Consider the following 24,085-nt stretch of genomic DNA (forward strand, 5'->3'; position numbering starts at 1 on the left):
TGTCGAGATGCAGCGCGCTGTGGCGCTTGCCTACCGCACCGCCCGCCGGCTGCGCCTGCTGGAGGTGGATGCCTGGCGTGCGGCCCGGGGAGAGGTGATGCGACTTCGGCCGGATCTCGACGAGGCCGAGGCTGGGCGCCGGGCGACTGCGATAATCGCTTGGGCGTCGAACACCCATGCGGCATGGTTCTGGAGCGGCGTCGCCCGCTGCGAGACCTAGTCGTATTGGACCTGCGCGCGGAACTTCTCCAACCAGGTCTCCATGGCCGCGCGGCTGGTCGCCGTGGATGGCTGCGGCTGTGCCGGCGGTGCGCCCGGCTTGGTCCCGTCCGGAAAGGTCGTGTTAGCATCCAACTTCCGATCCACCTTGGTCGGATTGTAGAAGCCTCCGACCTCCAACTCATGGTTGACAAACTTCCCGGTTTTGTCCTTCAACCGCTTGACCGTCCGCGCGACGTTGGGATTGAACGGCAACGTCGATCCGGCGGCGCGTTCCTTCGGCCTGGGGCCGATGTTCTGGAGCGCACGGTTATAGATCTCATCCGCGGATAGCGGCTTGATCGCGGTCGGTGTGTTGATCGGGATCGTTGTAACGACGACATCGCGCTTGGTGGTACCGTCGTTCCAGTACGGCTTGTCTGACTTCGAATAGATGATCTCGTCGTCTGGCGTGATGTAAGTGCTGGAGCTGGCGCCGCCCTTCCAGCCATACAAGTTCGAGACATAGATCGCAGAGTTATCCGGCAAAGGGTTCACGTAGGCGTGTATCCGGAATCCTCCATAAGGTCCGGCACCAGTATCCGGTCCGGAGATCGCCAGATAGCCTCGGACGGTCACCTGGAAGACGCAGTCGTTCGGTAGCGGCTTTGTCGCTGTATCAGTGCTGGCCCTGCGAGCATCCCTGTTGTGTTGAATAGTGGCGCCGTTCCTGCAATTATTACTGATGTTATTCCCGAGCACTACGCTGGTTGAATGATCAATCCAAGGACACCGCCAAACAAATTCTTGAAACAGGCAGTTCTGGATATCCACCCTCCGCGTATTGTAGCCCAAGATCACCCCATAGTTATGATTATCTTGAGTTGCGCCGCTCGAAGGCTTTACCTTCGCATGGTTGGAAAGGCTGCTATCGTAACTCCGAGGTAGATACAAGGTCTCGGCAAAAATGCAGTCGTGATAGCTGATGCCATCGATCCGGCGGGAAAGAGAAGGCCAGTGTTCAACAATCTCATCCATCGCCCACAGGAAGCAGCAGTGATAGAAATGGACGTTCGACGTAACAGTCGGCGTGCCGTTGAACTTCCCGTTGGGACCGGAACCGCTCGACGTCCCCGGCGCGATCTTGCCGCAGTCGCTGTTTCCCAGGTTATCGGCGGCGTATCCTTTCTCGAAAGTAACGTGTGAGATCCGAACGTTTGATGCCTGGATCTTGAATTCTTTCTTGGCGATGGTTATGCCCGGTGCGGGCGCGGTCTCTCCTGCAATGGTCGTGTTGGACTTGAACACCAGGTCGGACGTGAGCGCGATCCGCCCGGCCACCTCGAACACAATCATCACGTCGCCCTTGTCCACGCCTTCGCGCAGACTGCCGGCGCCCGAGTTGTTCAAGTTCGTGACTCGGTGGATCGGATAGCCGGTGCCACAGGCCGCGGCGGATGCGAAGCCGTCAGCTCTGGTATAGATGGCGTTGGTCGGCGGCGGCTCCTCGACCGGCGGGGCGCCTTCCTTGATCGTGACCGTGCACGCCGCGTTGAGGATAGAGCAACCCACGGCGTCGGAGAGCAGCACCCGGAACGTCTCATCGGGATCGGTGATGGTGTCAGCCACGGCCGACAGCGTGACGGTCTTGGTCGTCTCATTGGCCGCGAACGAGATGACGGTCGGCGCGATGGCCGTGTAGTCGGTGCCCGGCGTGGCCTGCCCGGTTGGCGTCGTGGTCGTACCGCCCAGGTAGGCGGTGATCAAGGATGCCACATTCCCCGCATCCGGCTTGGTGGTGCCTTGGGTGTTGGGGGTCGTGGTCGTGTTGGTGCCGTTGCCGCTATCGACGTCGATGTCGGGAGCGGAGGCAAAGACATTATTGGTGATGGTGTTGCTGCTGGACTTGTGGTCGATCAGCATGCCGGGTGAGCCATCAGACTGAACCGGGCACTGATAGACCCATTGGGTGACGGCGATGTTGCGGCTGAAGTAGTTGTTGGTCGCGGAGCACTGCACGGCACCCATGAAGGTGATCGAGGTGTTGCCGCTGGCTTCCACCCGGTTGTGGTGGAAGGTCACCTTGTATGCCTCATACCCCTTCGGAATATCGGCATCCCCGGTCCAGTAGGACGGGAAATTGCGGTCGCAGCGCGAGCTTCCCGAGCCGCCGATCCTGCATCCCGAGCCGGTGCCGGCGAACAGATTGCCCACGACCTCGATATTCCGGGTGCCGGCCTTCATCGTCATCGTGGTCGTGCCGTGAGTATCCGACACGGTGTTGTAGGCAACTACCGTGTCCTCGACCTGCACGAAGTCGATGGACTCGGCCGTCCATGTGCCGTTGATCGTGTTGCCGATCACCAGGCACCGCTTGGAGCCGGCGAACAGCTTAAAACCGTCCTGGCCCTTGCCGGAAATCTTGTTGCCGGTGAAGTAGAGATGCGACGACGGCGTGCTGACTGAGCCGTGCATCTTGCAGCCACCGAAGTCCCCGGTGCCGATGTAGTTGCAGCGGATGTCGAAGCCGCTGATTTTCACATAGTTGAACTTGTAGAGTTGAAGCCCGAACGATGTGGAGTCGCCCACGATGATGGCGCCCAGCGGCGTCTCGGACTCAATCAGGATCGGCTTGGTCGCGGTCCCATAGACGCTGCCGAGGTTGACGCTGCCGGTATAGGTGCCGGCCTTGACGACGACGCGGGTGCCTGGAGATGCAGCGCCGACCCCCTTGGCGATGGTCTTGTAGGGCGCCGAGGACGAACCGGTGCCGGTGGTGTCCGACCCGGTGGTCGAGACCCAGATCGTGCTGGTCGGGACATAGCCTGCGAATATGCCCAGGATCTCGGCGACGACCTCGTTTTCGTGCGTGGAAGTCGATCCTGCCGGCGCGTCACTACGGACGGTGACGGAGCAGGCGCCAGAACCGAACTTGGTGAGCGTCAGCGCCTGGGGCGTGCCCTCGTAGATAGTCACCGCATCCGGGATCGTGACGGTCGCCTTGTCCTCGATGGTGACGGTGCAGGTAGAGGTGCCGAGCGTGCAGCCGACCGGATCGTAGATCAGGATTTGCACCTGTTCATTCGCCTCGGCCGCCGTGTCGGCCAGCGTGACCAGCGAGACAGTCTTGGTGGTCTCGTTGGCGGCGAAGGACACCATCTGCGGCTCGATACCCTGGTAGTCCTGGCCGAGCGTGGCGCTGACCGCCTTGGACCTGACCCATGCGGAGCATGCGCCGCTGCCGCCCTTGTTGATGGTGACATTGACCGTCCCGCCCTCGACCACGGACAGCGCCGTGGGGACGCTGACGACCGGGAGCGGAGCAGGCCCGGTCGGAGGCACGTAGGCAAGATTGCCCGAGAACAACAGCGCATCGGCATCCAGCAGCGGGTGATCCCAGTGGAAGATGTCCTGGATAAGGAAAGATGCCGCATTCAAACCGGAGGGCTCCGTCGCCCCGACGCGCAGCACGGCTGGGGTCTTGGGCACGGCAACTCCGCCCGTTCCCACAGCGACCTCGCCGGCCTTGATGCCGTCACTGAACAACGAAATTTTTGCTGCACTATCGACCGTCATCAGGACAGTCGAGACGATACCAACGACGTTTGGGGCAAGAATTTCGATAGGATTAAGCGCGACACTTCCAATACGGATGCGCCCTCTTACAACATTATTTTCCACCAATATCGAGTTGTCATCTGTGGAGCCGGAAAGGCTTGTGTCTTTGACCTGAGCCAATAGCTGAATGTTGGGTTGACTGCGCAGCCGAATATATCTGATGCCCATGCTATAATTCGGCACCTTGTACCAGGTATCGGCGGCAGTAGCTTTGAGGATGTCGCGATCCCTGATGGTCTTAGCCGTGGCACCCGATGCGACGATCGGGCTGGTCATGCCCGCGCCGACTTCAAGCTGGACATGAGCAAGGTCGAACCCGCTGTCCGCGCTACCCAGGATCGACGTGGCGCCGGCATCGTCTTCGCTGATCAGCTCGACGACCGCGCTGACCCCTGCTGAGGTCGCCTGTGGGCGATCCATACCGATCTGGTACCAGTCGGGAAAGAATGGATCCTGCTGGCAGTAAACGATGATGCCGGGATCTTGGGAGACTATGGTCCCCGTGCCGGTCAGGTTGAAGCGGACCTGTTTCCAAACGTTGTCGACCCCTTTGATCCGAAGCCGCAGGTAAGGCCGGTTAACCGGGCGGATTAGCAGCCAGGCCGTGAACTCGCCTGTGGGCATGTCGGCGTTCGTGGTCGTAAGCGTCAGCGTCGCGCGGTGCTCCGCCGTTGTGGCATCTTCTCGCCAAAGGAGCGACCTGGTGCCCGTGGCGACCTGCGTGGTGCTGTCAATTGCCTTGGTGGCGGCGGATACCGCCCACCCTGGATCGACGCTGTCGAACAGGCGCTGCTCCGCCAATGCGGGCTCCAGCAGTAGGCCGCTGATGCCGGGGGCGATGTAGTGCTGGCGGTAAGCGTTGGCGGCGACGCTGGTCCAGATGCCGGCGCTGTTTCGAGTCCGCGCCGCGGTCGTGCGTGTCAGCGTCCATTCGGGAGGCAGCGTGACGCCGAAGCTGGTCTGCGTGGTAGCGATGGGACCGGTCGGAATGACCTTTTGCAGGGTGACTACGCATTGAGCACCGCCGAGCGTCGCGTCTACCGGGCGGAAAAGCTCGATCGCGAACGCCTTGTCCGCCTCCGTACCGCGAGCGGGAAGGGGGATGGTGATCGACCCGCTGGTCTGTCCTGGCTCAATGATGACGATGCCCGCAGAGCCGACATAGTCATCTCCGGCAATAGCTGTCCCATCTACCGTCCGGTACTCGACCCGAGCGCCGCGGGACTCCCCGGTCAGCGTGACGACCAGCTCGACCAAGTTCTCGGTCGGCCGGACGGAGATGGCGGGCTGGATGTCCAGGACCGGCAGCGCCTGCTCGGGCGGATCTCCAGGGATCGTGATGTCGCCGGAGAAGTCCCTCGCGGCATCGCGGTCGAGCCCAAGTGGCCAGTATTTCAGGCGCTGGACGAGCATGGGACCACCCGCCGCACCTGTCGCCGTCGCTCCAATGCGGATGGAGGTGAACCCCTTCGCAGGGTTTCCGCTCTTGCCGAAGCCGAGCCTGACCCCATCCTGAGCCAACCAGTGCGCATGGTAATCGGTCGTGAAGACGATAGTGCGCTGAACGCCCGTTGCCGGCGCGGTTCCGTTGACAGCCGCGGCGTTCACACCCTCTGCAAACACGACATAGCTGACGCTGTCCGGCGCATTCCGCAGCGTCAGGCTGTCATCGCCAGCGGCCTGGAGAATGGTCTGCGTGCTGCTCGCCAGAGGAGTGTACTGCAACGCAAAGCTGCTCGGCCCAGCAGAGCCCAACCACAACGGGGTGGGACTGACAAGGCTATCCCCTGGCCGAACCACCGTGGTCGTCCCGTTGGAGACGATCGGCGATGTAGCCTCCGCTCCGACTTCCACACCCAGGTAAGCCACGAAGGCGTGGCTGGTGCCATCAGCCGCGAAGTTTCTAAAACCCGTATCATCCGTGGCGAAGGATGCATTGAACGCGGGAACCGTGGCCCCTGCAGCAAGATCAGCGACCACCTTGAGGGTGTGAAACCCGTCGGTATCCCGTTCAATCGTCGCCCGGACCACAGAGGACGAAACGATGGACCCGTTGCCCTCCGTATTGACGATTACGGACTTATAGACGTTCGCCTTGTTCAGAATATGAAAGATCATGCGCGTGTAAGCGCCGACCATCCGGAAAGTTAGCTGAAATGCAACGGTACTGTTATCAGGGACATTCCCCGCACGAGGACTGGTAAGAAAAAAGTCAAAGCCGTGGCTATTCAACTCGGTCGTCGGCGTTAACTTCAGAGAGCCCAATCCGAATGGCGTCTGCACTTCAGCATCATAGGTACTGGTCGCCCTCGCTGCGGTGTAGGCAGGCCGACGACTGGCGAAGACATACTGCATCCGCTCCGGTTCGATCAGGATGCCCCGGTGCTCCAGGGTGACCGGGTCGTGGTATGGCCTGGGTGTGTCGGCGGCGTAGGATGTCCACCGTCCATCCACCCCACGTCCCAGCGCTGCGGCCGACCTGGTCAGGGTCCAGTCGTCAGGAACCGTAGTGCCGAAACTCCAATCTTCCGCAGCAGCCGGAGGAATCACGGGAGGCGCGGGGACGAAAAACCAATTCATGGCAAAATCCAAGTGTTCGCCAGCAGCGCATTCAAGCGCCGCTGGCGTTGTTGAAGATCAGGAATGTGTTAAGTGATTATTAGTACCCGTTCTGGTTCAGGAGCCCGCCGGGCCTGAGAGCCTTCATCAGATTATCATCCATGGCCTGTTGGACTTGGCGCGCGATCATCTTTGCTTGTCTTTCGCCCGCTCCAGGATCTCCGCCGGGAGATTGCCCCACAGTGACGCTGATCGGCATGTTGATGTTGTGTCCGCCACCACCGGCTGGAGCCAGAGCCGCCATCTGCTGCTTGGTGAACACTCCCTCACCGGCCTGCAGGACCGCCGGCACCTCGTTACTGGCCAAGCCCCCGGCATGATATCTGTTCCAATCGCCGATTGGCGGCAAGGTGCGGGTCATGGGCGCCGCGCCGCCGGCAATTCCGCCTGTATGAAATGCGGAGACGCGCTTCGTACCTGATGACTCCCGGCCGACGATGCCTCCGGTGTGGAGCATGGGAATGCCGAGTGCCATCCCCAACGGCTTGATGATCGCCATCCTGATAGCCATGCGCGCAAGATCTTGCGCAATGGCCCGAGCCATATCGGCGAACGCTTCCTTGGCGCTTTTCGCCCCGGTGACGATGTCCACAAGTGCGTCTTCAAATGACAGCAGACCATTCCGTGCTGCAATATCAAGAGCAGCGCCGACAGTCGGAATGGAGTTGACCAGATCATCAAGTGCAGGGGTCGCAGATACTGCCCCAGTCTGCAGTTTATTTAACGCTCGATTGAACGTTTCTTGGCTGATACCGAGTTGGCCGTTCGTCTCGATGTAGAGACGAGCCATCTCCTCCAGCTTCGCCAATGCCGCCGAATAGCGCTCCGCTTCGGTGCGGGTATCCTCGAACACCTGCGCGGCATCGCCATTAAGCTGGGTGCGCATGTCAGCAAGCGCGCGGTTGAACGTCTCCTGCGAGATCCCGACCTCGCCGTTGGTCGCAGAGAACTGGTTCAACAAATCGGTCAGCTTCGCCAATCCGGCCTGGTACTGCTGGATGGGGGAAAGGGTCTGCTCGTAGATGGAAGCAGACTCAGCCACAGCATCGGCGCGGAGCCGCTCGGCTTCGGCGTTCTGGCGAGCGGTCTCCTGCGCCTGCGCCCATGCCGTGGACACCGAAGCGATCTGGTCGATGACGACCTGGTCCTTCTGGACCCCTGCCTCCTTCGCGGCGTTCCAAAGCTTATACTGAGCCGTGAGCCGGTCGATTTCCTGTGCCTGCTGGCCGTAGTGGAGCGACTGATACGCCATCGCATCCGTCTCATCGGAATATCGGACCAGCAAGTCATCGAAGGCTTTTCGCCGGTTCTCCAGTTCGCGAACGGCATCGCTCTTACCGCCCCTACCTCCGCCGCCCTTGCCGCCGCCTTCAGGCAGCAGTGTCGCGCCTCTGGGGATGGTCGGGCCAGGTCGGGTCGGTGCGGCGCCCTGTGCAGCCCCCAGCGCCGGGACGACCGGCATCGCTTGGTTGTCGGCTTTCGCCTTCTCCCATGCGCCGGAGAAGCTCTCGATCGGCGCGGACCAGTCCAAGTTCTTTATCAGCGCGGCGATCCGCTGAACGCCATTCCAGACACCGTCCAGACCGCGGATCAGACCGAGGATGCCACGCTCCAGTCCTCCGATCGCCATAGTCACCACTTCGAGAGTCGCAGTGATGCCGGGCTCGACCTTCTGGCCGACTGTGTTCAGGAGCTGATCCCAAGCATTTTTCATGCGTGTCGAAGTCGCGTTGATATTCCCCGCTGTCTTCTCCGCGGCGCCCTGGTACTCCTGCAACGCCGTGATGAGAGTTTGCTTGAAGAACGCTGCGGTGACGCGACCATCCGCGACCATCTTCTTGAAGCCGCCGGAAGGCAAGCCGGCAGCCTTGTCCAGTTCCTGCAGCAGTCCGGGCAGGGGCTCGACCACCTGGTTCAGGTCTTCAACGTTTGTCTTCGGACTGCTGAGAGCCTGGCCAAGGCCGTACATCACATTTCCGAGCTGGTCGGCCTTGGCACCGGTCGCGGCGGCCATGTTGCCCAACCCCTCCAAGGTCGTGCGGGCTTCCTCGGTCGAAATCACGCCGGCTTTGATCAGCGGTAGGAATTTCACGTAGCTGTCGGAGAGGGCGAAGAAGTCGGTGCTCATCCTCTGCGCGGTTTCCGAAAGGTAGCGCTGCGCCTCGGCTGCCTTCTCGCTGCTGCCGGTCAGCGTCTCCAGCCGGGTCTGCAGATCCTGGAACCGGGCTGTGGTGTTGACGATCTCCCGCCCCAGATCGGCAGCCTGCAGCGCGGCGAACACCCCGACCAGGCCGCGCGCTGCACCGCTCATGGCCGTCAGCGCTGCCGTGCCCTGGACGGCTTCGCCCTGGACGTCTCGGAGGCTCTTGGTCGCATTGTCGTTGTTGATCTTGATGTTGATGTTCGCCGAGCGCCGCGCTTCGTCGCGGATCTGCTCCAGCGTGCGCAAGACGCGCCGGCCGCCGGTTTCGGCACCGGAACCGTCGATGCCGATCTTGATGCCGTCGCCGCGGCCGACCGTCCGGGTCGCGGAGTCCTGGATCTGCTTCAGACTGCGGGAGACCCGATTGGCGCCGCTTTCGGCCCCCGATGAGTCGATTGATATTCTGATGGAGTGATCGGCCATCGGGAGCCTCCAGGCGCGAGAGGATTAGGCCGCTTCGGGCGAAGCAGCGGGGGGAGTAGCGGGGGCAGGGGGCTCTTCGGCCGTGTCTACGCCGTCGTAAGCGTAGCGGAGCGCCCTATCGACGGCGGCGACGACCTGCACGATGGGCGGGCTGGCCGCGGTCAGCGTGTCCGCTGTCACGTCCGGGTGGTGCCGCTTCAGACCGATCAGCACGATGCCGCCCAGCACCTCGGGATCGAAGAGGTCGCGGGTCGGACCGTAGTCCCGATAGATCTGCGACAGCGCAGGCCAGTCGAAGTCGAGCAGGAAAGTTCGGTCACCGAGCACGATGGGGAAGGTCTTGCGGGCCATTACCACCCCCACTTCTTGGGAGCCGGAGGAAGCGTCACGCCGGCCTCGGCCGCGAGCTGGCGGGCCAAGTCGGGGTTCTCCCGTTCCAGGCGCCCCTGCTCGGTCAGATTCCAATCTGGAGAGCCTTTGACGAACGGGTTCTTCGTGCCGGCAGACGATCCGTTCGACGCACCGGCTGGCTTCACATAGAGATGGTCCGCGGTCTCCTTCTGCTCCTTGATGGCGAGCGCCGGAGTCATCGTATCGCCGCGGCCGTTGATGGCGTTCAAACCGGAGGCTTCCTTGAGCGTGATCCCGCCTTTCGCATCGACCTGCCACTCTCCCATCCTCAGGGCACGGTTGACGGCATCCTCGACCGCTGTCGGCAGCACGCCTTGCTTCTTGGCTTCTTCCTGGAGTGCATAGCGGACACGGGTAAGCCGGTGCGCATCCTCGGACCGGATGAGGCTCGCCTTCAGCGAAATGACCTCGTCCTTCAGCTTCCGGATCTGATCAGCCTGGTCTTCATCGAAATCGTAAGTGCTGGTTGCCATGTCTTACTTTCCTCTTGTTCAAGACTTAATCAATTTTCGTCGCTAAGTTCCCGCCGCGCAACAGATTTCGCATCTGTAATCGCGGCATGCGCGCATGAAAAAAGCCGCTCAGCGGCGGCTTAAATGTACACGAATCGTGCTATTTTAGATCATGTCTGCTGACCTCCTCTTGATAGAACATGCTCCTTCCGGCGCTGCACCTGTGCGAGCGAAAGCCTATACTGCGCCAGTGCGTGTCGGGCTCGGGCTCGCCAGGAAATGCGTTCGGGGGTGTCAGGTTCGTCGCGAGCCGCGTCGGAACGGAGCGCCAGGTCGATCTCCTCGACGGTGTCGGTCAATCGCAACAAAAGCTCCTCCAGATCGCCGGGATTGAGCAGCGCTCGCCGGGAGATATCGCGCTCCAGCCTTGCCCGCTCGGCCATCCGCTCGGTGAGAAGATCTTCGTCAATCGGCATGGATGCCTCCAATGAAAAAGCCCCGCCGAAGCGGGGCCTGGGGACAGGAGCAAGTTGTTGATTCAACAATCTGTTTATGGTGTCAGCCTGCCTTCGACAGCTTCTGCTGGACAGTCAATCCGGCACCCTCAATGACGCCTCCAGAAACGAGGCGCCCTTGAAGGATCACCACTGCTTCTGCCCCAGTCGCTTGGATTTCGGTCAACTGGCGGAATGCCCGGCGCCAGTTCTTTCCGCTCATCGGAGCGACGTATTTCCGGCCATCTCCCATATCGAACGTGAGATCCACAGTCTTCACCGTGTCAGCGATAAAGCGGATTTCGGATGGCGGCACCATGAGGTTCACCTTCATCGCCGGGATCTTCACGACGATCGTCTCCTTCTTCGGTCCAGGGGCAGGTTGGGGCGCAAGCTTGGATAAGGCAAAGGCGCTGTGTTCGGCAGTCACCGGCTCCGTAGGATTGCCTTCGAGATCGTGACGCCATGCCCCAGGAGCAGCCAGAGCAGCATTGTATTCGGGGCGCCGGACGTAGGCACGCAAAACCCTTGCGACGATACTCGACGCCTTACCTTCCGGCATGTCGTTGCGTGACTGGACGCGCTCCTGCAATGCCGGTCCAGAGCCGAGAGCCAGCGGCCGGATAACTGGATGTTCGGGTGTCGGGAAAACGGGTGGCAATGGGTCCACGACTAGGCGCAGCCGCTCCATCAGCCGCAAGGTGTCGTCGCTTGCTTTGGTCATCTCAGAGCACATAGCCGCCCTCCTCGACCAGGTCAAACAGGGTGGCTATTTCGGCATCCGACCGGGACATGCCGCCATCGATCTCCCGGATGGCTGCGCGCTCGGCCAAAGCAGGTTCAGCAGCTACCACAGCAGCGATGCGGACCGGATCACCGGTCATGATCGCATCTCTGATGGATCGATCGAGTACAGGCCGCCGGGAAGCGTCCCAACTGTCACTCACGCGCGTGAGAGAGTTCTGGGGAGGGGTCTGGAGAGGCGATAGGTAGGGAGAATGACCACATGAGGTATAAGGGTATTGTTCAGACGACTCCTTATTCCCCACGCGCGCAAGTGACAGTTGGGACACTTCCTGCGGAACCTTTGAAAAATCAGGGCTTTTTGAGGCTTCACCCTCTCTGTGGATTCCCTCTCCAATGCGGTTTTTGACGGTCTCAGACCCTGCCAGTGTTTTGTAGGCTACTGTTCTATAACGGTTTTTCTGAAACGTCCTAACTGTCACCGTGGGGTCACTGACACTTGGGACGGTCTGATGCCGCGTCCTAACTGTCAGTGGGTGGGTACTGACACTTGGGACGCTCGAAACCAGCACTTCACGGGCGCGGTCGTAAATGGACATCACGCACCCTCCCGCAGGCCCAAAACGCGGCTTGCAGCGGCGATTTTGGCTTTGATTTCATCGCGCCGGGCCTTTTCAGCAGCGGCGCGTTTCGCGAACACGCTGTGGACAGCCTCGTTGACGATCCACTCGGAAACATCCTTGCCGTTCCGGTTCTCGACCGGCGTGACCCAACTTGCCAGATCGAGAAGCCTCATGGCGTCCGTGATCAGGTTCGGCTTATCCCGCAGGTTACTGGAATAGGAACGGTAGATGTCGCGCTGGGTAATTTTGGTTTTGCCATGAGCGATGATGTAGCCGGCGATCCAGCGTGCCAGTTCAAGGTTGGGACTGGCGTTGCAGAGGTCACGGTAGAACCGCATCAGGTTGGGCAGCAGCAGGTCCAGCATGAACCGGGCAACGCGCCTGGCGGTCTCCCCGGAGACCGTATTGGGGGGCTCGATGCCATCCGACACTGCCTCCACCATGTGAAAGGTGAGGCAGAGACGCGCGAACAGCCCATCCCACTTTCCGAGGTGATATTTCAGAGGCTCTGGAGAGTCGGGCAGAATGTGGATCATATCGATCACATCCAGCACGGTCGTGCGCTCAGCCTGTGCGGCCTCCGACAGCAGAAAGGGAGGTTTACCCTCCCAGGGAGACATGGTCTCCAGCATCCTGATCACTGAATGATACCGGTCAGTCACGGGCCGATTGGGAGCCCGGTCGATCCCGCGACTGGACGGTTGGGCATGGACCAGCATGAAGCGCTGAAGCAAGCCGTCATCACCCATCTTTCCGAAGATCTCGCGCATCTTCCCCGGCTGAATGGTGCCGATGATGCAGGCAGACCAATTGGGAATGCGGATGTTTCCCCGTTTGATGCGGTCTACAGTATGGCGCCCGCCGTTGTAGGTCATCAGCCATTCAGACCGATCTTTCCCCGCACCGCTGGTATCCTTGCTGGCGTCCATTGATCCGACCCAGCTCACCAGCTCGTCGTTTTCGACGATGATCCCTCTCGGGTTATCGGCTAGCACTTCGCCCAGGGAGGCGATATTCACGTCGTTGACGACCTTGCGGCGCCGGGGTGGTTTATCGGGCTTGACCGGCTGTGGGCATTCCTCGCCTCGGGCCACGGCCGATGTATAAGCCTCCATCTTCTTGAGATAGATCTTCTCGTCGATCGCATACTGTTCGTGGATCGGCGCGTCCATCTCGGCGTAGTCGTGATCCAGGTTGTGCAGGGGCTTCATCACGGCGGAAAGAGCTGGGGTCTTTTTCGCGCTGGGAGGCGCGATGAAAGCACCCCACAGCCGCGCTGACTCTGTCCAGTTCGTGTCATGGACCTTGGGCTGGAGACGATAGGCGTCATCAATGACGGCAGCAGCCGCGACCAAGCAGCCAGTGGCGATCATAGCCGGATCAACGCCAAGCAACTCGGATGAATCCTTGGCAAAGGCTTCCAAAACTGGCGGCACACATCCGGCCGGCATTGCCGGAATTCCCGCGATATTGGTGTCACCAAAAATATCAACGGGCAGGGGCTGTGGCTCACACGGAGGTTCAGTCTTTTCAGGTTGCTTGGCTACTTTCGGAGGAGGTTTGAAGCTCTGGGAGACTTCATCCTCAGTCTTCAGTTTGAAGCCTTTGCTGCTGATCCTCTCAACATCATCTCGTAGATGTTTTTCGTTCCCATACCGGGAGACGAAGCCATTGGGATATTGAAGAAGCTTGCTAACGATACTTTCAGTGGACCAGCCAAGCTCCAGCATACTGGTGATTACGAGTTTCGCGCGCTCTGATCGCTTCCCGACCTGAACATCCTCTTCCATCTTGCGAAGAAGATATTCTGGAAGCTCATGTCTGTCCTTCGTCCGAACTACCGGCCTTACAGCTTTAACCAGCTCATTCTTGATCAAATCAGGAAATGCCGCTTCCATTTCCTCTGGGGAATGCACAAGCCCGCAAAATTCGGAAACGACCCGCACCCTCTGTGGTGAAGGGTCTCGGCCTTCAGCGATCTTTTTCTTGGTCGGCCAGTTGTTCGTGTCTGGTATCCGCCAGACATGGCAAACGTCTTTCGTGCAGTAGTCACAGTTGGAATGTGCCTGAACGCGGACAGCAATGGCCTTTGCACGAACGGGATCTACAGGCTTATCGAAAAGATAGATGGCTTGGTATCGCCCTCTGGACGTCTCCAGAACCATGGAAGGTTCTATAGGTAGTCTGGATGCATAGTCTAGGGCATGTTCATCGTCGAAGTCGGCGACGATGCCCAGGCTCCAGACGATGTCTGCTTCCGACGCTTTAAGCCGCGGCGAGAGATCCGGTCGAACGATGGCAAGAAGCCAATAAACGTTTCGATGGCGCTCTTTCGTCCAATTCCTGGACATCGCCGCCATGGCTCTATGTTCGCCGATTTCGAAGTGAGCGATCCGGGGTGATAGCCGAGCCCCGGTCGTTGGGTTCTCACCAAATCCGGTGAGGACCATCTTGCCTTGCCCCTTCATCGGAAGGGCTATGGCATTCATTGTACGAAAGAATTCGTCAATCCTGTCAACCGGTTGCTGATCAGCCTTGACGTATCCGGGGGATACGATATTCTCAGTGTGCATGTAAAAACTCGATGCTGGGGCGGTGCTGGGGTTGAGCACCGCCCTAAGTTTTTGCGGCTGTTAGTGCGCTGTCTGTTCAGCACGTGTGGCCAGCCACCTTTCCACTTCCTCCAATTCGTAGCGTATTACTCGATAGGACACACGTATATGTTGTGGTCCGGTCTTGCGAGCACGCCACTTCTGAAGGGTTTTAGGCGATATATCCAAAAGTTCGGCAAGCTCTTCAGGTGTCAGGAATTTCTTTCCTGCCAGCTTAGGAGATCTGCCGACTTCTTCGCGTATCGCCGATCTACTGCGTTCCATGGTCACACCAATCCGAACCGTTCGTCCCCATTCTGGGACAAACAGCGAAGATTGGCAAGAATCCAGCCATGCGGTAGGTGGAAAACTTAGGGCGGGGGTCGGCGGAGCACAGGAAATGTTGCCAATGGCAAGTATCCGGGCTCAGAAATCTGCAATTTGGAAGTAGATTGCTACAGCGTAGCGGCAGTGGCGGCCAGCGACTCGGCTTCTTGCCGGCTATATCGGACACAGCGTCGGCCAAGCCGTACTGGTACGGGTCCGAGCCCAAGTCGATCGCGACGTTCCATGGTCTTGGCTGAAACGCCCAGGATGGCAGCGGCCTGCTCTCGCGTGATCCAGTCTGGATTGATAGGCGGCGCGGGGGACGGTGGCGGCATGATTGTCTCCGGCTGAACGCGGACGCAAAAAAAGCCGCTCAGGCGATCCTGGCGGCTTGGTGGTGCGGTTGCACCTCGGGCTGTTCGGATTGTCAAATTTATCGGGTGCGATTGCAACAGATTTTTGTCCGTAAAAGGTACAAATTTTCAGGCGTCGAAACTCTCCGCCGGGAGGAGAGTTCGAAACGTCTCGGCGCCGGGACGTTTTGAGCTATCTCGTGCTACATGCCGCCGATGACTTTCATCGCGTAAAGCGCAGCAGATACACCCACAGCTATCGTCAGCGTGATCTTCAGCCTCCGCTCAAATTTCGCTGTTCGGTCTTCTGCTTTTTTCTCGTCCATTCCATTTGCCACTTTTTCGCAGTTGCGACCGAAGACGTCATCTTCCTGGTAAGCCATCTTAACCTCCATATTTTCGCCAAAACCATTTTAAACGCCAGGTTTGCAAGAGAAGTCAGGAAAATTCCGATCCGGGTAGAAACCGCCCTTTGGGCTGAGTCACGGTGCCTGTATGATTCCTTGGAACGCTCGTTCGACGGAATCAGACGGAGTATGACCAGTGCAGCGGTTCGTCACATATTACCGGGTCAGCACTCAGCGGCAGGGACGATCGGGCCTCGGCCTGGAGGCGCAGCAGGCTGCGGTGACGGCGTTCCTCGCCGGCCGGGATGCCCAGGTGATCGGTGAGTACCGGGAGATCGAGAGCGGCCGGAAGTCCGACCGCCAGCAGCTCGCCGCGGCGATGCTGATGTGTCGCATGACGGGCAGCGTCCTCCTGATCGCCAAGCTCGACCGCCTGGCCCGCGACGCGCACTTCCTGCTCGGCCTGGAGAAATCCGGCGTTGAGTTTCTCGCTGCTGACATGCCGTTCGCGAACCGGCTGACGATTGGCATCATGGCCCTGGTCGCCGAGGAGGAGGCGAAGGCGATCAGCGCCAGGACGAAGGCTGCGCTCGCCGCCAGGAAGGCGCGCGGTCTCCCGCTCGGGAACCGGGCCAGTCTTCGCCCCGCTGATCGGCAACGGGCAGCGACAGCAGCGGCGGCCTGGTCGAAGAAGGCGGCCGCGCACGCTGCCATGGTGTTGCCTGCGGTTCAGGAGATGCAGCGTTCCGGGTTGTCGCTCCGTGCCACCGCCAGGGAACTTGCTCGCCGTGGGTTCACCACCGTTACCGGCGGCCAGTGGACGGCATCTCAGGTGTCGGCCGTCCTTCGCCGGCAGATGGACGAGGCGACCGCTGCGGCACGGGCGGCGAAGGAGGGGTGATCTGGTGGAGAGGGATAGGCGTTAGAGCGCCCGGCGGTAAGTTACCGAGCGCTCTAAGTTTGTTAGATCATGCAGCCTCACGCAGCGGCTCCATCTCGACATGTGTTGTGAGGCGAACACCAAGAGCGTCGAGCACTTTTATCGCGCGGTCCACTGCGACCCCGTGATACTCGTTACGCTCATCACGTGAAACCTGAGACTCATGAACACCAAGCTTAGCAGCCAACTCACGCTGTGAGATGCCGCGCGCAATACGCAAGGAGACAAGCAGATGCCCCAGACCACGCAAATTTTCTAATTCATCAAACTCACCTCGCTTCAAGCGTTCATAGCTTTCAACTTCTTCATGAAGCTGAAGATGGAATGAAATCATAGGGTCCATGACTCTTTTGATCTCATCAGCATCAAGCCCAACAGCTGTGAGATTGGCGCGATGCTCATCCAACCTTGCACGTTCAGCCTTTAGGCGACTAACTGCTTCTTGATGTTCTTTGTCATTACGGATCATTGCTACCCCCCAAACTTGATTTTGACGATCCCTCTTGCCTTTCCATCGCGGCGTGACTGACGGAAGGCAGAAGGGAATTCGAGTTCATTTCCATGTTTGTCTAGGATGCCGCATCCATAACCGAGACCTGGCAAGTGTGGGTAAAGTTCAACTCGATACGTATGCCACATCGGTAGTTGCTTCTTTGGATACCCTTGGTAGGGTCTCCGTGATGCAGGATCCCACGTCCAGATTTTATGAGGATCAAGCACATTCAAGTCTCTAACTAAGTCGCCATTCCAATATGACTCCAGATCACTACAGACGAAATATCCGTCAATATCATTGGGATGGTCCTTATCCTCTGCAAAAGACCCGTCTGTAAAGACCTCTCGAATTCCGACTTTCCACAGCTGTCGTGTTAATACCTCCAAATTGTTAACCAACTTCAATCGCCACTGTTCATCCCAGGACGGATACATAGTTCTGTCGGTAGGTCCTTGTACTAACACTGACTGACGGAGCTCGCTGAATGTCACTTCATAATCCCCGGTGGGAGGAGCCCATCAGCATCGAACTGTGGAATTACCGACATGTAGATCTCCCTGAGCCTGCATGACATATTGTTCTTACTTGACAAGCTTGTCAAGTAGCTACTTCCGTATTAAGTAAGGACGTGAGGAAAAGCTATCCCATTCGCCATGGGGCGTTCCCGGTCGATGGGATCGACCGGGGAGGACGGCAGGATGTCTCTATGGTGTAGGCATCAAGCCCGGTCCGCCCATCCTCAGTCGCTTCGCTCCCTGTGGACGGTTCCCCGCGACCGAGCACAACTGCGATGGTTTGTACCTATAAATAGAGTCTTAAATAGACAAAAAAGAATAAGCAGGCATTAGAACCTGCTTATGGGTTGCAACTAAGTTTCACGATTACCATTGTTGCATTGCGGCAGTGATGCTGCAATGTCTTTATTGGACTTTCCTCCCTGAACTCGGGCCGCCTTTCGAGGGCGGCCTCTCTTTTGCTGCCGTAAAGTAGCCCATTGTTTTCGAGATACATCTACCAATAAGATCATGTACTTTAGGTGCGTCGATCGTTGTGGGATTGCTACACAACGTCATCCTCGGAAATTCTGAGGATGGACGCAGCGGCGGGAATGGTGGGAATTTCCCACCATAATGTGCCTGTAGGCCATATTTTCGATGCGGGCCAATCCGGCTTCGAATGCCCTCCACAGGGGCATTTGCTAAGGCATTGTTTTGGTTGGTTTCATTGACGATACTGCCGGGAAATCCGGCAATTTCCCACCGTAACCTGACTGAGGGGCTGGTTTTCGTTGCCGGCTGATCTGGCATCGAACGGTATGGTCATTTCGACCACACCTTCGACTAACGCATTGTCCCAATTTGCTTTTTCGCCAAAACTATGGAATTTGCCCATAGTTTAAGGGCTCTCGCCGAGGGGCATCCCCGGTCCGATTTCATCGAACCAGGGGCAGGAAAGCATGTCTTTCGGGTGTGGGCGTCAAGTCGGTTCCGCCCAGATGCTCCGCATCCGGTTCCCCGCGAACCGACCTGACGTTCAACCATGACGAGTTGCTTCGCCGTGCTCGATGGCCCGGCTCGACTGACTCACGCGGCAACTACCGGCGGGCGATACGTGGGATTGCCGTCCTGATCGACATAGGGGCGCTCTGCCGCCTCAGCCCAGACGAAGCCGACGTGAGACCATAGCTCCGGCGTCATCCGATCCCGCAGACGAACCAGCACGGCGTGGGGAGCATTGGCGCCGGCAGCCAAGCTAATGCACTGACCAAGCCGGTAGACCAACCGCTCGTCATCGTCGGAGAGGCTGGTCTGCTCGCCCAGGCGCACGAGCTGGTGGATGTGGTCAGAGAGGTCGAGGCGGTCGCCGCTGTGGGTCAAGATGATCACGTGTCGGTCCCGTAAAGGTTTTACATTTTGAAATCGGTATATGGGGAGGAAGGCTCGAACACCAAAGCGTTGCCGTCTGACTGATAATCAATGACAGTCAGACGGCATGCCTTTACAGGGTCATAGAGGCTGACCGGTACTGCTGCTGGCGCGTCGGCTCGTTCAGGTCGCGCCCCTTCGAGTTGAAGCGCGCTGCCATCTCGTCAGACGCCTTCTCCTTGGCCTGCTCATGAGTGGCGCCCTTGTCCTTGTGACGGTCGTAGGCGTGCATGGACTGGTCGGCGATCCTGGAAGCCGCGGTGAAGCCGACTGCATAGCCGGTGTCCTTCTCCAGGTTCGAAGCGTGGGCGAAGGCGACCCGGCTCCGGTACTCCCGGTTCTTGTCGTAGCTGTCCATCACCTCGGATGCGTACTTTTTCACGTCCATCAGGACTCCCCTTTCGGTTGTGGGCCATAGGCTCAGCGTGAACGCCATTGCAGCGACACGACTGATATTATATGACAGGCACTGCAGGACGCATAGGGCGATCCGCACCAGGTCGGCTCGGCCGGTCACCGCTGGACGTCGACGCTGCTTACGGGAGGTTGGGAGAGATGGTTTTGAGGTCTGTAGGGGTGGGGGTAATGCAAGATAAAAACGCCGTGCGCTCCCGCACGTGAGATTTCCCCCACCTTCCGCGCCTGTCGGGTACTGCCGCAAAAAACACCGTACTGCCAGATTGCTCCCATGTGTTACTGTTATTATATGACAGTCAAGGAGGTGTGATGAAGGCTATCCCGCTGCCGGACGATCTCACCGACGACGTGCTCGGACGCTATGTCCGACCGTCCGGTGGGGTGGCTGGCGAGACGAAGACGAGGCTGAAGCTTCCCAACCTGCGCGCCGGCATGGCTCAGCGCCGAGGAATCACGCTGGGCGGGCCGGTGTCGGCTTTTCGCCGCAGAGTTGTTGCCAAGCTCTCCTACCATAAGCACAACGCGCCCGATGCCATGGGCAAGCTGCATGGACACGTGAACTACATCACCCGTCCTGGAGCGGGTGAGCAGGCGGTGTCCGCGACCCTGTTCGACGGGCAGTCCGACGACGTGAAGGGGCACACCGTTGTCTCGCAATGGAAGGATGACCGGCACCACTTCAGGATCATCATTAGCCCGAACGATGGCGCGAAATTTGGAGACGCGGAGGTCATGCGCGCCCGGCTCAGGTCCCCCGGATCGGTCACCCCGGAGCGAGCAGCGGAGATTAAGGAGGCGGCGTTCCGCTCCTACGTCCGGGAGGTCATGGGACGGATGGAAACCGAACTGGGTACCAAACTGACTTGGTTCGCCGGGGTCCATGAGAAGCCGGACGCTGCGCACCCGAACAACCGCCACGCGCACGTGGTGATCCGCGGTGTCGACGATACCGGCGCCGATCTGGTCATGAACAAGGGTTACATCCAGCACGGCATTCGCGCTGCAGCGGAGGAAATCGCGACCCGCAGGCTGGGCACGATGTCGGCTTCCGAGCTGGTCGAGTACCAGCGTCGGCAGACCCGCGATCGTGGTCAGGCACGTGAACAATCGAATAAGAAGGGACGGGGGCTATGACGACGCCATGGGTGGAATACCTGCTGAACGACCCTGCGGGGACGGCTCGCATGATGCAGGATTGGGTGTGGACGAATAGGTATATGGTCGGAGGCTCCGCGGTGGCTATCGCAGCCTCTTGCGCTGCCGTTGGAGCAGGTGCCGGCGTCCTGTGGGACAGGATCTCTGCACGCAGGGCGCTAGTCGCTGCACGCAAGGAACTGAAGCGGGCGATGGGCGGAATGGCCGAGGCGACGGCGGCCGGACTGACCCGGAACCCGAAGCTCCGGTACAGCGGCATGGTCGTCGGGCGGATCGGGAAATGCCGACTGACTTGGCTGGAGCAGGAACCGATCCTCGTGACCGGAGGGACCCGGAGCGGCAAGGGCGTCGGTCTTATAAGACCCACCTTGCTCTCCTATGCCGGGCCAGTCGTAGCGTATGACGGTGGAAAAGGAGAAGCTTTTCTGGAGACGTCCGGCTGGCGGAGCACATTCAGCCATGTCCTAAACCTCGACCTGACCGACCCTAACGGCGTGCACTTCAATTTCCTCGACGAGGTGCGCACAGAGTTCCTGACCCGCGATGTCGAGAACCTGGTCCAGTCGATCCCCAAGCCGGAGCGGTCGGACGGCCACTTCGAGCCGGCGGCGGACAGCTACATCGGCGCGGTGATCATGCATGTCTTGCTCGCCGAGCCGGAGAGCGAGAAGAACATGTCGGGGGTGCTGAGGTTTATCAGCAAAGGCGACGAGGGGGCTCGCCGTATCGTCCTGGCCGCGTCGCATCCTGTGGCCGTGGACCGGGCGACAAGCCTGTTCGGCAGCTCGGCCGAAGACGTCCAGAACGACGAGGGCATGAAGTACCGCCAGTCGGTGTACAACAGCGCGCGCGTGCGGCTGAAGGCGTTCGAGGAAGAGTTTGTCGCGAAGGTTACCAGTCGGTCCGACTTCCGCCTGGCTGATCTGCTGGTGCCCGGTCCTGACGGTCGACCGGTAACCCTCTATCTCTCGACGCCGGCATCCGATGACGATCGTGTGCGTCCAGTCGTCTCGATGTTTCTGTCCATGCTCATCCAAGCGGTGCTAGCCAACCCGAAGAAGACCAGCGACGGGCGTGTGAAGGGCAAGCGCCTGCTCATGATGATCGACGAGTTTCCGTCGCTCCGGATGCAGATCCTAGAGACGGCCATTACCAAGATCGTCGGCTGCGGTGCCACGATGTTCCTCGGCGCGCAGTCGCTGTCGGCGCTCCAGCAGGCGCCATACGGGCCGAACAACCAGTTCCGCGACAACATCCGGCTGTCAGTCCATTTCGCCGCATCGGACAAGATGACCCAGGACGCGATCTCACAGGCTATCGGGACGTTCGATCAGCGCAGGACTTCCAAGAGCTATAGCCAGAAGGCGTTCGATATCACCGGCAGCCGCACGCGGAGCCGTTCGGATACCAACCGCCTGATCCTGGACCCCGGCATGGTTCGCATGATGGCTGACGACGAGGAGGTCATCCTCGTCCGTGGGCATCCCGCGATCCTGGCCACCAAGGTCCAGGACTACAAAGACCCGATCCTAAAAAAGCGCCTGGCCATGCCGTGCGTGCCGATGCGTCAAGCTGACGGCACTTACCCGGACCTGCCCTACCCGACCAGGTCGAGCCCATGGGCGGGCAAGGTCATCTCGCTGACGACGATAGCGCCGGCCGAGCCCGAGCAGCCGGCAGACACGACCAAGACTGCGGAGCCCGCTCCACCGAAGAAGCCGCGGGCGAAGAAGGCCTTCTCCACTCCGACCAAGGTTGCTTGACGATGACGATACGACGGAAAAGACGCCTCCAGATCTGGATCGAGCCGGAACTGGACGATGCCATCCAGGACGTGGTGGCACGGTATCGCGCGAATGGCCGCCCGGCCAAGAAGACGGAGATCATCGAACGGCTGCTTCGTGACGGTTTTCGGTTCTGGGCTCGTGAGGATCAGGTGTCCAACCGCATCGAGGCGGCGCTGGCCCAGGTCATAGACCATGCGGTGATGACCCGCGCCATGCAGAACGCGGCGCTCTACAACGATCTCGACGGGGACGAGGAGGCGTATCAACGCGCCCTCGCACAAGTCGAGCAGATGAAGGCTCAAATCCATGTTGCCGAGTAACGTCGACGTCGTGACGGAGGGCGTCCGCCGCAAGTTAGCGGCGCTCGACCGGGCCTACGGCGACATCATCCGCAATGCCCGCGCGAGACCGGGCGTCACGGATATCCACCGCAACGAAGACGGCAGGATTTGGCTGGAGGAACATGGCCAGATGGTCGACACGGGCGAGATCATGCCGGAGCCGCAGTCCCGCAAGATCATCCAGCTCGTCAGCGACATCGACGGCAGGCCGATCGTCCGCGGCGGCGTTGATGCCAACCTGCCGACAGGGGAACGGTTCGCAGCGCTTATTCCTGCGCATGGCCCGTCGTCGTTCTCGATCCGGCAGCCACTAGGGAAGATCTTCATGCTGGCTGACTACGAGGATCGCGGCATCCTCTCCGCCGACCATGCCGCCATCATCCGCCAGGCTGTGCGGGATCGCTGGACGGTCCTGATCGTCGGATCGACCGGTGCCGGCAAGACGACGCTGGCGAATGCGGTGCTAGCCGAGCCGCCTTTTCCCGACCGCAGGGTCTACGTCATCCAGGATCAGAAGGAACTGCAGTTTTCAGGCAGGAATGTGGTCTACGCCTTCACGGGCGAGATGACCGAGACGCAGCTCCTGAAGGCTGCGCTTCGGCGAAAACCGGACTGCATCATAAGCGGCGAGGTCCGCGACGCCTCGGCGCTGGACTGGGTCAAGGCGGCACGCAGTGGCCATCCCGGCTCGCTCACCACCATTCATGCCGACGATGCCGTGGGTGGTCTCGGCCGGCTGGAATTCCTCCTGTCGGAAGCGGGTATTGAGCCGTCCGTCGCCCGCCAATACGTGATCGACGCCGTGGACCTGGTCGTGGTCATCCGCCAGGTCGAAGAGGGCGGCAGGCGCGTCACAGAAGTTGCGAAGGTCGGAAAAACACTGGATGCAGCCGGACGGTATCAGGTCGAGCGGTTCTGACCATTGCACCGGAAGCCGTACCTATGGTTAACTCTGCCTGTCATTATATGACAGTCAACCAACTAGGAGATCATGATGCTCAAGATCCGAAACATCCTCTCTGCCGCTGCGGCCGAAGTCGTCATCCTGGGGCTGATGGCAGGCCCTGCCCTTGCTCAGCGGAGCATGAACGGCGGCGGTGGAGACGCCCCGTTCGCTCCCGGCATCACCACCGGCCTGACTTGGGTCCATTTCGGTGCGGCGGCGATCGCGATCGCCGGCTTCATCATCGGCTGCATCTTGCTGTTCATGAGGAACATCATGGGCGCTGCGGCAGCGTTTCTTTTCATCCTGATCGGCGGCGCACTGCTGGCTAACGCGGATGCGATCCTGAGCCGCCTCACTGGTCTTTCGTTCGCATGAGGCCAGGCGGCGAATGGGTGGCGCGCTCCTACCGGAGTTTGGAGCGCCCAGCCGAATACTTTGGATGCCACATCAAGGTGGGGATATTCAGCCTCTGCCTCTTGATGGGGTCCTGGGTTCCGATGGTCCTCACTAGCTTCATCAACGGTCTAATCATCGGACTGATCGGCAGTTTCTTTGCAGGTCTGGTCGTGAAGATTGGGCGTCGATTGAGTCGTGATGACCCTTACTGGCCTGATGTCTTGGTGCGCCAGATCATGGACGGGGATGACTATCTCGATGTTTAGGCATAGGCAAAAC

The 24,085-nt window shown here is 59.8% G+C and carries 22 protein-coding genes; 8 read left to right on the forward strand and 14 right to left on the reverse strand.

Features of this window, described 5'->3' with window-relative positions:
- Window positions 1-7: 7 nt before the first annotated feature.
- Complete coding sequence (locus IGS68_RS35170) at window positions 8-220, forward strand: hypothetical protein (protein WP_201083956.1); 213 nt, start codon at window positions 8-10, stop codon at window positions 218-220.
- Here IGS68_RS35170 and IGS68_RS35175 read toward each other — a convergent pair.
- From IGS68_RS35175 to IGS68_RS35220, 10 genes are all read right to left on the reverse strand, one after another.
- Window positions 217-6,396, reverse strand: coding sequence for a Calx-beta domain-containing protein (locus tag IGS68_RS35175; RefSeq protein ID WP_201083957.1), 6,180 nt, complete (start codon window positions 6,394-6,396; stop codon window positions 217-219). The two genes, IGS68_RS35170 and IGS68_RS35175, sit on opposite strands and share 4 nt — an antisense overlap.
- A gap of 79 nt (window positions 6,397-6,475) precedes the next feature.
- On the reverse strand, window positions 6,476-9,061 hold the full coding sequence (locus tag IGS68_RS35180) for a tape measure protein (protein WP_201083958.1): 2,586 nt from the start codon (window positions 9,059-9,061) through the stop codon (window positions 6,476-6,478).
- A gap of 24 nt (window positions 9,062-9,085) precedes the next feature.
- Window positions 9,086-9,412, reverse strand: coding sequence for a hypothetical protein (locus IGS68_RS35185; protein WP_201083959.1), 327 nt, complete (start codon window positions 9,410-9,412; stop codon window positions 9,086-9,088).
- The gene (locus IGS68_RS35190) at window positions 9,412-9,945 is read right to left on the reverse strand and encodes a hypothetical protein (protein WP_201083960.1); all 534 of its coding nucleotides are present in this window, start codon (window positions 9,943-9,945) and stop codon (window positions 9,412-9,414) included. Before IGS68_RS35190 ends, IGS68_RS35185 begins: the two co-directional genes overlap by 1 nt.
- A 149-nt stretch (window positions 9,946-10,094) precedes the next feature.
- Window positions 10,095-10,400 carry a hypothetical protein gene (locus tag IGS68_RS35195; RefSeq protein WP_201083961.1) on the reverse strand — a complete coding sequence of 102 codons (306 nt, stop codon included), beginning with the start codon at window positions 10,398-10,400 and terminating at the stop codon, window positions 10,095-10,097.
- 82 nt (window positions 10,401-10,482) lie between these two features.
- Entirely contained in the window at window positions 10,483-11,142 is a 660-nt protein-coding gene (locus IGS68_RS35200) for a ProQ/FINO family protein (RefSeq protein WP_201083962.1), read from the reverse strand.
- A 1-nt stretch (window position 11,143) separates the two neighbouring features.
- Window positions 11,144-11,302, reverse strand: coding sequence for a hypothetical protein (locus tag IGS68_RS35205; RefSeq protein ID WP_201083964.1), 159 nt, complete (start codon window positions 11,300-11,302; stop codon window positions 11,144-11,146).
- A gap of 458 nt (window positions 11,303-11,760) precedes the next feature.
- Complete coding sequence (locus IGS68_RS35210) at window positions 11,761-14,358, reverse strand: DUF3987 domain-containing protein (protein WP_201083969.1); 2,598 nt, start codon at window positions 14,356-14,358, stop codon at window positions 11,761-11,763.
- A 60-nt stretch (window positions 14,359-14,418) separates the two neighbouring features.
- Window positions 14,419-14,661 carry a helix-turn-helix transcriptional regulator gene (locus tag IGS68_RS35215; protein ID WP_201083970.1) on the reverse strand — a complete coding sequence of 81 codons (243 nt, stop codon included), beginning with the start codon at window positions 14,659-14,661 and terminating at the stop codon, window positions 14,419-14,421.
- Window positions 14,662-15,259: 598 nt separating this feature from the next.
- A complete protein-coding gene (locus tag IGS68_RS35220; RefSeq protein ID WP_201083972.1) occupies window positions 15,260-15,439 on the reverse strand; it encodes a hypothetical protein in 180 nt (59 codons plus the stop codon).
- Window positions 15,440-15,599: 160 nt separating this feature from the next.
- Here IGS68_RS35220 and IGS68_RS35225 point away from each other — a divergent pair, with 160 nt between their 5' ends.
- The gene (locus IGS68_RS35225) at window positions 15,600-16,304 is read left to right on the forward strand and encodes a recombinase family protein (RefSeq protein WP_201083973.1); all 705 of its coding nucleotides are present in this window, start codon (window positions 15,600-15,602) and stop codon (window positions 16,302-16,304) included.
- A gap of 67 nt (window positions 16,305-16,371) precedes the next feature.
- Here IGS68_RS35225 and IGS68_RS35230 read toward each other — a convergent pair whose 3' ends face one another.
- The 4 genes from IGS68_RS35230 to IGS68_RS35240 all read right to left on the reverse strand — a co-directional run bounded on the left by IGS68_RS35230 (window position 16,372) and on the right by IGS68_RS35240 (window position 19,152).
- Window positions 16,372-16,812, reverse strand: coding sequence for a helix-turn-helix domain-containing protein (locus IGS68_RS35230; protein ID WP_201083974.1), 441 nt, complete (start codon window positions 16,810-16,812; stop codon window positions 16,372-16,374).
- Between the two features lie 2 nt (window positions 16,813-16,814).
- On the reverse strand, window positions 16,815-17,330 hold the full coding sequence (locus tag IGS68_RS36425) for a DUF6932 family protein (protein ID WP_371822015.1): 516 nt from the start codon (window positions 17,328-17,330) through the stop codon (window positions 16,815-16,817).
- 1,092 nt (window positions 17,331-18,422) lie between these two features.
- Window positions 18,423-18,725, reverse strand: a complete 303-nt coding sequence (locus tag IGS68_RS35235; protein WP_201083975.1) for a hypothetical protein — start codon at window positions 18,723-18,725, stop codon at window positions 18,423-18,425.
- A 112-nt stretch (window positions 18,726-18,837) separates the two neighbouring features.
- Entirely contained in the window at window positions 18,838-19,152 is a 315-nt protein-coding gene (locus IGS68_RS35240) for a hypothetical protein (RefSeq protein ID WP_201083976.1), read from the reverse strand.
- A gap of 338 nt (window positions 19,153-19,490) precedes the next feature.
- Between IGS68_RS35240 and IGS68_RS35245 the strand changes: the two genes are divergently transcribed.
- From IGS68_RS35245 to IGS68_RS35270, 6 genes are all read left to right on the forward strand, one after another.
- Window positions 19,491-20,315, forward strand: coding sequence for a hypothetical protein (locus tag IGS68_RS35245; RefSeq protein WP_201083977.1), 825 nt, complete (start codon window positions 19,491-19,493; stop codon window positions 20,313-20,315).
- Window positions 20,316-20,536: 221 nt separating this feature from the next.
- Entirely contained in the window at window positions 20,537-22,099 is a 1,563-nt protein-coding gene (locus tag IGS68_RS35250) for a type IV secretory system conjugative DNA transfer family protein (protein ID WP_201083978.1), read from the forward strand.
- A gap of 2 nt (window positions 22,100-22,101) precedes the next feature.
- Complete coding sequence (locus IGS68_RS35255) at window positions 22,102-22,443, forward strand: hypothetical protein (protein ID WP_206379365.1); 342 nt, start codon at window positions 22,102-22,104, stop codon at window positions 22,441-22,443.
- A 10-nt stretch (window positions 22,444-22,453) separates the two neighbouring features.
- The gene (locus IGS68_RS35260; RefSeq protein WP_206379366.1) at window positions 22,454-23,383 is read left to right on the forward strand and encodes an ATPase, T2SS/T4P/T4SS family; all 930 of its coding nucleotides are present in this window, start codon (window positions 22,454-22,456) and stop codon (window positions 23,381-23,383) included.
- 72 nt (window positions 23,384-23,455) lie between these two features.
- Window positions 23,456-23,785 carry a hypothetical protein gene (locus IGS68_RS35265; protein WP_201083984.1) on the forward strand — a complete coding sequence of 110 codons (330 nt, stop codon included), beginning with the start codon at window positions 23,456-23,458 and terminating at the stop codon, window positions 23,783-23,785.
- Between the two features lie 17 nt (window positions 23,786-23,802).
- A complete protein-coding gene (locus IGS68_RS35270; protein ID WP_201083985.1) occupies window positions 23,803-24,072 on the forward strand; it encodes a hypothetical protein in 270 nt (89 codons plus the stop codon).
- Window positions 24,073-24,085: the final 13 nt, after the last annotated feature.

It is taken from the genome of Skermanella sp. TT6 (assembly GCF_016653635.2).
Taxonomy (GTDB): domain Bacteria; phylum Pseudomonadota; class Alphaproteobacteria; order Azospirillales; family Azospirillaceae; genus Skermanella; species Skermanella cutis.